General features: G+C 43.7%; 9 protein-coding genes. 8 read left to right on the forward strand and 1 reads right to left on the reverse strand.

The annotated features are described in order from the left end of the window. Window positions 1-385: 385 nt before the first annotated feature. The 3 genes from MHB37_RS09805 (at window position 386) to MHB37_RS09815 (ending at window position 4,737) form a co-directional block, all read left to right on the forward strand. Window positions 386-1,339, forward strand: coding sequence for a radical SAM protein (locus MHB37_RS09805; protein ID WP_405169187.1), 954 nt, complete (start codon window positions 386-388; stop codon window positions 1,337-1,339). 121 nt (window positions 1,340-1,460) lie between these two features. Continuing rightward, on the forward strand, window positions 1,461-2,507 hold the full coding sequence (locus tag MHB37_RS09810) for a bile acid:sodium symporter family protein (protein WP_405169188.1): 1,047 nt from the start codon (window positions 1,461-1,463) through the stop codon (window positions 2,505-2,507). Between the two features lie 196 nt (window positions 2,508-2,703). Next, the gene (locus tag MHB37_RS09815; protein WP_405169189.1) at window positions 2,704-4,737 is read left to right on the forward strand and encodes a methyl-accepting chemotaxis protein; all 2,034 of its coding nucleotides are present in this window, start codon (window positions 2,704-2,706) and stop codon (window positions 4,735-4,737) included. 165 nt (window positions 4,738-4,902) lie between these two features. Here MHB37_RS09815 and MHB37_RS09820 read toward each other — a convergent pair whose 3' ends face one another. Beyond that, window positions 4,903-6,180 carry a histidine--tRNA ligase gene (locus MHB37_RS09820; RefSeq protein ID WP_340012281.1) on the reverse strand — a complete coding sequence of 426 codons (1,278 nt, stop codon included), beginning with the start codon at window positions 6,178-6,180 and terminating at the stop codon, window positions 4,903-4,905. A 354-nt stretch (window positions 6,181-6,534) separates the two neighbouring features. Here MHB37_RS09820 and MHB37_RS09825 point away from each other — a divergent pair, with 354 nt between their 5' ends. From MHB37_RS09825 to MHB37_RS09845, 5 genes are all read left to right on the forward strand, one after another. After that, a complete protein-coding gene (locus MHB37_RS09825; RefSeq protein WP_036679342.1) occupies window positions 6,535-7,188 on the forward strand; it encodes an HD domain-containing protein in 654 nt (217 codons plus the stop codon). An 86-nt stretch (window positions 7,189-7,274) separates the two neighbouring features. Next, window positions 7,275-8,720 carry a DEAD/DEAH box helicase gene (locus MHB37_RS09830; RefSeq protein WP_076184329.1) on the forward strand — a complete coding sequence of 482 codons (1,446 nt, stop codon included), beginning with the start codon at window positions 7,275-7,277 and terminating at the stop codon, window positions 8,718-8,720. Between the two features lie 255 nt (window positions 8,721-8,975). Next, on the forward strand, window positions 8,976-9,326 hold the full coding sequence (locus tag MHB37_RS09835) for a hypothetical protein (RefSeq protein ID WP_143762728.1): 351 nt from the start codon (window positions 8,976-8,978) through the stop codon (window positions 9,324-9,326). Between the two features lie 186 nt (window positions 9,327-9,512). Then, a complete protein-coding gene (locus MHB37_RS09840) occupies window positions 9,513-9,677 on the forward strand; it encodes a hypothetical protein (protein WP_405169190.1) in 165 nt (54 codons plus the stop codon). A gap of 292 nt (window positions 9,678-9,969) precedes the next feature. Further along, a complete protein-coding gene (locus MHB37_RS09845) occupies window positions 9,970-12,285 on the forward strand; it encodes an endo-1,4-beta-xylanase (protein WP_076191303.1) in 2,316 nt (771 codons plus the stop codon). Window positions 12,286-12,464 lie beyond the last annotated feature (179 nt).

A 12,464-nucleotide genomic window follows, 5' to 3' on the forward strand; every position in this document is an offset into this window, starting at 1 on the left:
TCCTTTAATTTAAAAGGGTCTATATAATCCAGAGTGAAAGTAATGTAAAATATAACCTTTATTATATTGTATAACCAATATATAGTGGTAAAGGAAATTTTGAAACTGTGGCGTGTTAGCGACTGTCCGAAAGCTTTCCGAAGGAAAATTCGCCTCGTTAGCAGAGGTTGTCTCCGGAATCCGACCAATTGATACGGTAATAACAAAGAAAACTGGAGACAAATCCGGTTGGAAGAACGGATATTTCCGTAGTCACGATCGTTAGCTGTTATAGCTGGCAATCCGAATGTTATAAAACTCACATTAACCTAAGCCATAAACCTATATAATCTCTAAGGTTGAACTTTTGAACTAAATTCATTATTTTTCAGGAGGACTTTAGAGTATGAGATATAAAGCATTAGAGCTCGACAAACCGCTTACTTATGAGCTGGAAGGGTTAGAAATAGGGGTAACTTCGAACTGTAATTTCCGCTGCGATTATTGCTGTGCATATAATAGAAATGATGGACAAAGCATCAAAGCCAAAGAGGTCATCCGCATTCTGGACGAACTTCCAGGCCTTAAAAGAGTACGCTTATCAGGTGGAGAAGTGACGCTGAAATTCGATGACTGTGTGGAAATTGTAACCTACTGCGCATCCAGAGGGATTCAGACACAGTTAAATTCCAACGGCAGTCTTTTAAATGCTGAACGAATTGGCCAATTGGTCTCCGCAGGATTAACGACTATACATATTTCCTTCAATTTTACTACTGCGGAAGCTTTCTCAAAATATTATAATATTCATCCAAGCATCTATGAAAAAATAAGAGAAAATATTACCCTATTCGCTGCAACAAGTGTGGATACCGTACTGGAGACGCTGCTGTTCAGTGAAACCCAGGATAATATGAAGGAGATCAGCGATCATGTCTACGCAATGGGCGTGCGCACACATGAAATTCAGAACAGTATTGTCATGGATCATACGGGTTGGAAGTCTATAGCTGCACGGGAACAATTAAAGAATGCAGTGAGCGAGCTGATCGCTCGGAAGAAAGAAGATACGATTCTGTATTTCACCTGTATGGACCGCTTTATGGACGCCCTTGGGTTCGAAGAGCAGCCGGGTGTGTATTTTCCTCACTGTATTGAGGGGAAGAAGCAGCTTCATCTGCATGGAAATGGCGACATTTTGATTTCAGAGCTTTGCCATCCGGTGATTATCGGCAACATTTATCAAGGAACTTCACTAAAAGATTTATACAATAATATGCCAGCGCCATTGGCACAGTTTTTGGATAAGCAGCCCTGCCCAGCACTGGATGCATTGTTTCCACAAGGCATAGAAGTTTAACACTCTATATAGATTACTTCGAGGGACCAATTTAAGAATTGGTTCCTATTTTTTTATGGTAGACTTAATAAAAAACAAAGATAAGGGATGTATGAGCTTCATACATAAGGTGTACTGCCAAGTGTTTGCTAATATAAGAAATGGACTCATCAAATCTAATGTTGTTCTAGAAAAGATTATGCCGTTATTAACACCCACGGCCATCGTGGTCGGCGTACTTAACGAAAGCAGACTGCTGCCGTTCACAGGTCTCGTGCCCTGGATTTTTGCTGTAATGACGCTGATCGGTAGCTTGAAGTCCAACCTAAAGGATCTGTTGGGGGTACTTCTGAAACCTCAGAAGCTGATTATTCTAATGGTAATTTTACATATTGTAATGCCGCTGATCGGCTGGCTTGCAGCCATGGCTTTATTTCCGGGAGATCCATATACAGTAACTGGTTATGTATTGTTGTTCGCGATTCCTACAGGTGTTGTAAGTGTGGTATGGGTGTCGATGTACGGAGGGAATATTGCGCTGACATTGGCGCTTATTCTGATTGATACGCTTTTGTCGCCCATTGTTGTCCCGGGTACCTTATATTTGCTGATGGGAGCGAGTGTTGAAATTCAGCTAGGCGATATGATGAAAGGGCTGCTATGGATGGTAGTCATTCCTTCTGTAGTTGGGATGCTGCTGAATCAATGGACAAAAGGGAAAGTAAATACGGTATGTGGACCGCCGCTTGCTCCGTTTGTTAAAGTCGGATTGTTTGTAGTTGTTTCTATTAATGGGGCCAGCATTGCCCGTTATCTGAAACATCCGGATGGCAAATTAGCGATCATTATTGGAGTGACCTTCATAACCGTTGTGCTTGGCTATGTAATCGGAGCTTTGGTGTCACGCCGCTTCCGCTTTAGTTATGAAGATTCCGTTGCGGTGCAGTTTAATTCGGGTATGCGGAATTTAAGTGCAGGAGCTGTATTAGCGGTGAAATATTTTCCTCCTGCTGTCGCGCTTCCAGTAATTTCGGGGATGTTATTCCAACAAATACTCGCTGCGATGTCTGGTCTATTTTTACGTAGTAGAACTAAACGACTGTTAAGTGAGGGTGCATTAATGCAAGCGAATACGGTCTCTCAGCTAGAACCACCTAGTTCTTCTAGGACAGATGACAGGCCTTGTTAAACATCTCTTGAGGGCTATATGACCTAAAAGCTGTGATATTTTATTCATTTACATGAAAAATTTCGACATTTTATGATATATTTCTTATTTTTGCGCGATTTATATTCACTATTCAACTTTGCCACCCGATAGTAATTGTATTATTTACAATTTCATTGTTCGCAAATGAACAAGCAGTCGGAAGGATGAAAAGAATATGAAGATTCGCCTAAAGTTATCACTTGTTATGATAGGTGTGACCCTTTTATGTATTTCTGTAATGGGGATATTTACGTATTTGAAATCAACTCAGGCGATTGTGAATCTTACTGAGAATTCTATGAAGCAGGTCAATACGAACAAAGCTCAGACTATATCAGCCATGATAGCAAAAGAGCAGAGAAGTACAGAGCTTATTGCGAGCCGTTCGGAAATTGTTGATCTACTGCTGCAAGCTGGGAATGGTGGAGTTAACAAAGGAGATAAGCTTCAGAATGAGGTGAACGCCAGTCTACAAAGCATTGTGGAGGAAGCAGGAAACCTTGAGCACATTCTAGTCAGTGATATGAAAGGTATTAGTGTGGCTGACAGTGATACTAAGCTTATAGGGACAGATTTTAGTGAAAGAGATTATACGAAAAGAGTAATGGAGACGGCTGAGCCTGTGATCAGTGAAACGCTGAAATCAAAATCTACAGGAGCTTATGTAGTGGCTTTTGTACAGCCCGTAAAGAGTAATGGAAAGATGATTGGATTTATTGCGTCAGCTGTTTCCGCAGATAGTATGATTAAGTATTTGGCGGATACCAAAGTGGTAAACACGACGAGCTCTTACGCTTATTTACTGGATGAGAACGGCAATAAATTATATTATCCGGATAAAACACAAATTGGTCAGCCTATTGAGAATACGCAGATCGCAGCTGTTATGGAGCGTGTGAAATCTGGTGAGAAGGTAGCGGATGGCCTGCTCAATAATACATATAAAGATGTGGAAAAAAAATCAACCTATACAGTTTTACCTGAGACGCACTGGTTGCTTGTATTAACCGCAGACCTCGATGAAATCGTGAAACCTGTCACTGATATGAGAAATTTCAACTTATTTCTTGGTGTGGGAAGTTTGATTATTGCCTTGCTGATTGCTCTTTATTTTGCTAAAAAAATCTCTTCTCCGATTGTTAAACTAACGGACATGATTAATAAAACGGCAGAATTGAATTTGACGCATGACTCAGAGTATGAGTATTTGACTAAAAACAAAGATGAGACAGGGACGATCGCCAAAGCGATGTTCAGCACTCGGGCTACACTTCGTGAGATGGCTGGAAGCTTAATTACGATCTCGTCCAAAGTGCTTGAAAATGCAGAAACGCTGGAGAAGCTGTCTATAGATGTGCGGGAAAATGCCCACGATAATTCAGCGACTACGCAGCAGCTATCGGCAGGTATGGAAGAGACCGCAGCCTCCACAGAGGAAATGACAGCAGCAATTACTGAAATTGATAACAATGTATCCGGGATCACCAATAATGTGAAGGAAGGCGCTGCCGTTTCTAGACAAATTAGTGAGCGGGCGCTGGCTCTCCAAGATGAGGCAACAGAATCTACGACGAATGCTAAACAAATTTATGAATCCGTGCGAATGGATATGGAAAAAGCGATTGAGCAGTCGAGCGCGATTGCAGAGATTAATGTACTGACGGATACGATTCTATCCATTGCCAGTCAGACCAATCTGCTGGCCCTGAATGCAGCTATAGAAGCGGCAAGAGCGGGTGAGGCAGGTAAAGGTTTTGCGGTTGTAGCTGGTGAGATTCGGAAGTTGGCTGAGAAGTCGTCTAAGATTGCGGCCGGAATTCAAGGTGTGGTAACAGGTGTTTATTCCTCTGTTGAATCCATGAAGGAGAATTCTGAGGCATTACTTTCTTTTATTGACCAGAATGTCCTAGCAGATTATGAACGATTAACTGAGGTAAGTCAGCAATACAACAGTGATGCTGCCACCGTAAATACGCTGTTAAAACAATTCGAGAGCGCAGCTGATCATTTGAGTATGGCTATATCAAGTATTAATATTGCCGTTAATGAGGTAGCTGCTACAGTAAACGAAGGAGCTATAGGGATTCAGGATATCGCGGTGAAAACGGCGGATATCGTGGAAAAAACATTCCTGGAGGTTACTATGGCCGATGAAAATACTCAAAGTGCCAAAGAGCTTCAGGGGTTAGTAGATAAGTTTAAGATCTAAGGGTTTGAAATGAATTAAGGGAATCCTTATCTCTTTTTCATAAAATATTAAGCTTGCAGGGTTATAGTACATGTATAACCTCCCTTATATATAGACTTTACCCCGCCGGTCGCCGGCGGGGTCTTTTTTTATGCAGATCTTTTTAGGAGGATATCAGGCAGCAGTTTAGCCAGTAATAAGGTAGATAGCTTCATCTAATGGAACTATAACCTCTGTTTGTTCCTTCATATCCTTCAGCCGCACCTTATCCACACTGGATTCACTCTCGCCGATCAGAATAACGTAACGGATTTTTTTGGATGAGGCTGTGGCGAGTTGCTTTTTAAGTTTTCTTTTACCGGATACCAGAGTGGTCCGGATAGAACAGGCACGGAGCTCGGCGGCTGCAATTAAAGCCTGTGGGAGCGTCTCGCCAATCGGAATGACCATAACCTCTGCTGTCTTGCGCTCTTGGATAGGACGTTCTGCAAGGAGCGCCATGATAGACTCCATACCAAAAGATAAGCCAACCGTAGGATATTGAATATCCTCTCTGCCCACTAGCTGTCCGATGATAGCGTCATATCTGCCTCCACCACCCAAGCTTGAGGTAAAGGAACCGGATGCATCAAAGATCTCGTAGACGGTTCCAGTGTAGAAAGAAAGCCCGCGGGACAAGAAGGGATCGAAACGGCAAGTCTGCTGCAGCTGAATGTCTTGGAGCAGCTTTTGCAGGACAAGAACCTCCATTGCTCCCGGTTGTCCGGTAAGACTATATTTTTGGCATAACTGCTCAAAGCTTGGATTGTCCATTTCAATAAGCTCTAGAATAGCAGCGATGGTTGTAGGATCTATTTCCTTGCTGATCAATTCATTTTTCACGCCGCTGAGGTTGATTTTTTCTAATTTATCCAAGGTTAGCATAACGGACAGTTGGTTCTCGGCAGGTACACCCAGCGATTCCAGAATCTCACCGAGAAAACGTCTGTTGTTCCATTTTAGGATGATCGGGATGTCCAGCTTGCGAAAAGCTTCTGTGGCCAGCTGCATCAATTCAGCTTCCGCCTCAGGTCCTGAAATACCAACAACATCCACATCGCATTGCAGAAATTCACGCAGGCGCCCACGTTTCACGGGACCATCACGGAATACTTTTCCGATCTCATAACGCTTGAAGGGAAACACTATTCCAGGATTTAAGGCGATCACTTTGGCAAAAGGGATGGTCAGATCATATCGTAAGCCCAGCTTGCGGTTGCCTTGATCGGTGAGTTGGTACATCTCCTTGAGAATTTCATCCCCACCTGCATATTTCGAGGTTAATAACTCCAGTTCATTTAATAATGTGGTGTCCATGGATTCAAAATCATAGAGTTCGAACAAATCCTGCAGCGTATTTTGAATGTTCTTTCTGAGCGCCTGCTCTTTTCCGAAGTAATCATAAGTTCCTTTAATGTTTTGCATCGTTAGTAGCTCCTTTGAATTGGCATAGTTTAGAAATAAAAAAACGCGCAGGACCTCATGGTCCTGCGCGTGATCTATGCCGCAGGGAGGCCAACGCGAGTAGCGTTAGCCTCCCTGAGAATTTCAGGGTTGCTAACGCTGTTTGTGATAATAATGAAGTTGATTCAGCATGATTGTTATGGTGTTCATCAGAATCAATTCCCTTCGACATTTTGATTACTGCCGATTATAGCGGATCATTTGGAGTCGTGCAAGTAAGAATTTGTTATAACGAAGATTTTTAGTAGGCGAATGGACAGGCAATCAGCTATAATAGGGCTTCGATATTTCATAGGCGAGGGGAGCTTGTTGACGATGAATCAACCTTTAATAATAGCCCGGGCGGAAGAATTTGTGAAAGAACAACTAGGACAAGATACTACGGGGCATGACTGGTGGCACACCCATCGGGTCCGCAGCACGGCATGTGAAATTGCTGAGATCGAGCGTGCGGATGTTTTTATCTGTACGATGGCAGCCTTGCTGCATGATGTTGCAGACGAGAAGCTTAATCCGTCAAAAGAAGCAGGTCTGCTTAAAGTCCACACTTGGCTTACGGCAAACCTTACAGAGGAGGAGCAAATTCGTCATATCATGCTGATCGTTGAAACAATGTCCTTTAGTGGTGGTGGAGGAGAACCTATGCAGACTCTGGAAGGTCAAGTGGTGCAGGATGCAGATCGACTAGATGCACTTGGCGCGATTGGCATTGCCAGAACCTTTATTTTCTCAGGCGCAAAGGGACGTCCGGCTTATGATCCAGAAGTGGCTCCACGCGAGGAGTCGCTGCAAAAGGAATACAGGGATTATAGCAAGGGGACGGCTGTGAATCATTTTTATGAGAAGCTGTTGAAACTAAAATTCTTAATGAATACGGCTTATGGACGCAAGTTAGCGGAAGAACGGCATGATTTCATGTTGAATTTTCTGGACCAGTTCTATAAGGAATGGAATCAAGGACGCCAATAACTGTTATAATGATAAGTATGCACAAGATGGAAGGATCGCGGAGTTTCCGCTTTAACCAGAACAATCGGCATAGAAGAGGTTGAACGATGAGTGAATTGCAATTTAGAGATTATGAGTTAGACGAAGAGATAATTAAAGCACTGGATGTTCTGAAATTTATGACACCTACGGAGGTACAGAGCAAGGTAATTCCTGTGGCTTTGCAGCAAAAGGATCTGATTGTGAAATCGCAAACAGGCAGTGGCAAGACGGGAGCTTATGGTATTCCGCTTTGCGATCTGGTGGATTGGGTGGAGAATAAGCCGCAGGCTTTGATTCTTACGCCAACTCGGGAGCTTGCGATGCAGGTGAAAGAGGATATTACGAACATCGGACGTTTTAAACGGATTAAAGCAGTTGCTCTTTTCGGCAAGCAGCCCTTTGCCCCTCAAAAGATAGAGCTTACGCAAAAAACACATGTTGTCGTAGGTACGCCTGGACGCGTATTTGACCATATTGAAAGAGGCACACTTCCGCTAAATCGAATCAAATATTTGATCATCGATGAAGCTGACGAAATGCTGAGCATGGGCTTTATTGAGCAGATCGAGAAGATCATTAAGCAGCTGCCCAAAGAGCGAGTAACGATGTTATTCTCAGCTACCTTACCCGAAGTCATTAAGAATTTGTGCCTAAAATATATGAGCGATCCAACGGATATCGAGATTCAGGCAAGTGGAATTACGACGGCTACGATTGAACATGCGTTGATTGAAGTGAGACAAGCTGCCAAATTCTCTTTGCTAAGCGATATCATAACGGTGGAGAATCCGGATAGCTGTATTATTTTTTGCCGTACGCAGGAGCAGGTAAATGCTGTATTCAGAGGATTGGCGGATCTGGAATATCCTTGTGATAAGATCCACGGAGGTATGGAGCAGGATGAGCGCTTTGAGGTCATGAATGCTTTTAAAAGAGGGCAATTCCGCTATTTAATCGCTACCGATGTAGCGGCTAGAGGGATTGATATCGAGAATATCACCCATGTGATTAATTACGATATTCCACTGGAAAAAGAAAGCTACGTGCATCGTACAGGCAGAACCGCGCGTGCAGGCAAGACGGGTAAAGCGATCACTTTTGTCACTCCGAATGAGCAGAAGTGGGTAACTGAAATTGAAAGCTATATTGGCTTCAGCATTCCGCATATGAAAGCTCCTTCGGACGACGCAGTTGCCTACGCAAAGGAAGCGTTCGAGCAGAAGATCAATAAGCAGCCTGTCCGCAAGAAGGACAAAAGCGAAAGCTTAAACAAAGAGATTATGAAGCTATACTTCAACGGCGGCAAGAAAAAGAAGCTAAGAGCCGTCGATTTTGTCGGCACAATAGCAAAGCTTGAAGGTATTTCCGCCGAAGATATCGGGATTATCTCGATTCAGGACAATGTGACCTATGTGGATATTTTGAACGGTAAAGGCGCAATGGTGCTGCAAGCGATGAGAGAGACCACCGTGAAGGGCAAGCAGCTGAAGGTTCATATTGCGAAAAAATAAATCAAGGATGACAGCTTATTGCTAAGCTCCTTGCAAATATGCCGCTACTGATGCGGTTTATATGAAGAGGGAGTCGTGTTCACAACACGGCTCTCTTTTTATTTGTTGTTGTATCTCAGTATCTCCATTTTTTCATTGTAAAATTATAGAAACTAGAATATAACTTGTGAGAGGTGATAGATTGAAAGGTGAATCTAGAAGCACAAGGATGAAAGTACTCCTACAAGTCACCATTTGGGAATGAAAACGGGGAAGTTGGAAGTAGAAGTAGTAAAAAAAATGTTTATAATGTATGCAGCACCAATAATTCTTCTGAATGTGTCTTGCAAGATAGCTTTAAAGACGGAAAAGCTTAGGTACAACATTTCTTGGTTAGTTATTAGTATTGTTCCTAGCACGAGAATTCTATTTTATTTAAAAGAATTACAAGGAAAAGAGTCTAGAGGTTCAGGGGTTGTTGATTTAAGTTTTTTTGATATTAAGCCTGACTTTGATCAGATAAGTCTTATCTATTTTTTTTCTATAATATATTTAGGTATTCAACTAGTTTTGATTTTTTTACTACTGATCATGATAGTAACGAAAGAAAAATCAATAGCTGACTAGCATAATGTTCTTGTACATACTAGGAATGCCGAAATGAACGGTAAAAATCCCGTACAATTGGTCGATTCAGCTGGAAGTGGCGAAATAAACGGTAGAACTCCCGTACAATGTGCTGATCCTGCTGGAAACGTCCAAATGAACGGTATAAATCCCGTATAATGCGCTGATCCAGCTGGAAGTGGCGAAATGAACGGTAGAACTCCCGTACAATGCGCTGATCCTGCTGGAAACGCCGAAATGTACGTAGAACTCCCGTACAATGCGCTGATCCAGCTGGAAATACCGAATTGTACGGGAAAAATCCCGTACATTCAGCCAGCATGTTATGTAACCCAAGAGACAACACCATAATGGTGTCGTCTCTTGGGTTTTTTCGGCGCTAAACGGATCTGATAACGCAGATCCGTTCAGCTTAAGTAAGATAAGAGCGAAAATAATTAATTTTAGTTCCATAAATGGAAACAAATGTGATATTATGGCGATATAGAGCCCATACTTCACGGATGACCTGCCTAGCTTGGTTCCTCCTGAGGATAGGCTCTGATTTTTTTATGAGGAAGGTGGTGTGGCCCGAGCGGTATCGGGGACAGGAAGAAACGAAGCCATAAGGTTCGAACCTAACTCAGAAGGGAGAATCGAAGCGATGAAAAAAGGAACTTTTTTGAAAGCGCTTAATTTTGTTTTGGTTTTATGTTTGCTTGTACCTGCGTATTGGGCTGCACCCGCACATGCGGAGAACACGCTTATTCAGCAAAGCGATTTTGAAGATGGCACTGTTCAGGGTTGGAGTGGACGTGGGGAAGTTGAGGTGCTTACAGCCAAAACAGATGCGGCACGCAGCGGCACATATGGCCTGGAGGTAAGCGGCCGAACAAAAACGTGGCATGGACCTTCACTGGATGTGACTAGCCAGCTGGAAGTGGGACAAACTTATGTGTTTATTGGATGGGTGAAGCTGCCTGCCGGATCATCCAACGCGAATATCTATATGTCACTGCAGCGGACATTACCTTCTACCATTCATTATGACAATTTGACCTTTGGAGCAGTGACAGCGAACGGTTGGGTGAAGCTTCAGGCGCAGTACAAGCTATTGGAGCCGGCAGATCAGCTTTCTATTTATTTTGAAGTGCCGGCTAGCGCGACAACTTCTTTTTATTTGGATGATTTTCGATTGGAAAAGCTACCGGATCTCGGTCCAATTGTCATCGAGGATGCGATTCCTTCGCTGAAGGATGTGTTTGCAAACAAATTTCTGATCGGCTCGGCGTTTACGAATAGTGAGCTTCTGACAGCTCCGGATCGGCAATTGTTGGCCAAGCATTTTGATAGTGTGACGCCAGGAAATGTTCTGAAATGGGACAGCACGGAGCCGCAGGAAGGTGTGTTTAATTTCGCTGAAGCTGACACGGCAGTAGCTTTTGCCACCGCAAATGGACAGCAGGTACGTGGACATACCCTAGTCTGGCATTCGCAGACACCGGATTGGGTGTTCCGTGACGCCAGCGGTAATTTGGTCTCCAAAACGGTGTTATATGAGCGGATGAAGAGTCATATTAAGACTGTTATGGAACGTTATAAAGGTGAAATCTATGCTTGGGATGTCGTCAACGAAGTGATTGACACTTCGCAATCTGATGGCATGCGCCGCAGCCTGTGGTACCAGATCGCGGGTGAAGAGTATATTGAGAAGGCGTTCCAGTTCGCTCATGAAGCTGATCCTAACGCAAAACTGTTCATCAATGACTACAATACCCATGAGCCAGCCAAAAGCCAAGCGCTATACAATCTGATTGTACGACTTCAGGCTAAAGGGGTTCCTATTGACGGAGTAGGGCATCAAACGCACATTAGTTTGTATTATCCTTCGCTCTCTGAAATCGAAAATTCGATTATCAAGTTCAAGGCTTTAGGGCTGGAAACTCATATTACTGAGCTGGATATTAGTGTGTATTCTGATAATTCTCAAGCCTATGAGACCTTCCCTGATAATTTGAAGCAGCGCCAAGCGGCTTTATACAAATCATTATTTGAGATCTTCCTGCGGCACACGGATACGGTCACGAATGTCACTCTCTGGGGGAAGGATGACAGTAATACTTGGCTGCGCACTTATCCGGTAGCCCGTAACAATTGGCCTTTATTATTTGATGAGCGCCTTCAATCTAAGCCGGCCTACTGGTCCGTATTGGAGACAGTGGCAGCTCCCGTAGTTCCAGCAGCTCCTGCTAACTTGAATGCAGCTGCAGGCAATGGGCTCGTGAATCTTAGCTGGAGCACCTCGGCGGGCGCAACTTCCTATACGGTGAAACGGTCACTTACGAGTGGTGGCCCTTATACCACTCTGACTACGGCTACCGGGACGAGCTATAGCGATGCGGCGGTCAGCAACGGAACGACTTATTATTATGTTGTGAATGCTGTCAATAGTGCGGGTACGAGCAGCAATTCTGTACAAGCGATGGCTACACCGCAAGGCTCGGGGCCTGTCGAACCGGTCACCGGGCTTGCAGTGGCGTATCGGACAGCGGATACTAACCCAAATGACAACCAGATGAAGCCCTATTTTAATATTAAAAATAACGGCACAACTGCAGTCGATCTTAGCGAGCTGAGCATCCGTTACTGGTATACGATCGATGGAGACAAGCCGCAATCCTTTTTCTGTGATTATGCCCAGATCGGCAACAGCAAGGTAGCAGGCAGCTTTGTAAAGCTGGACACGCCCCGAACGGGAGCAGATTACTATTTGGAAGTGAAATTCAACGCAGGTGCGGGCATGCTTGCCGCTGGAGGAACTTCCGGGGATATTCAGACCCGGATACACAAGACAGATTGGAGCAATTTTAACGAGGCCAATGATTATTCGTTTAATTCACTTCAGACCGCTTATGCGGATTGGAACAAGGTGACCCTTTATCGGAACGGGGTGCTGGTATGGGGAACAGAGCCGCAATAGCGAAAGTAGGAGAACTGAGCTTTAATTGTGCCGTTTTTAATTTTTAGGGAAAACCTCCCTGAAAATAGCTATTTTTGCTGGTTACTTAGCTTTTCAGGGAAATCCTCCCTAAATATCGCCTGAATTCCACTATTATGAGTAAATTGGGGTGAATTGCGGGAGGTTTTCCCTGATTGCAG

Origin of the sequence: Paenibacillus sp. FSL H3-0286, from assembly GCF_045040705.1 — a bacterium.
Taxonomy (GTDB): domain Bacteria; phylum Bacillota; class Bacilli; order Paenibacillales; family Paenibacillaceae; genus Paenibacillus_AQ; species Paenibacillus_AQ odorifer.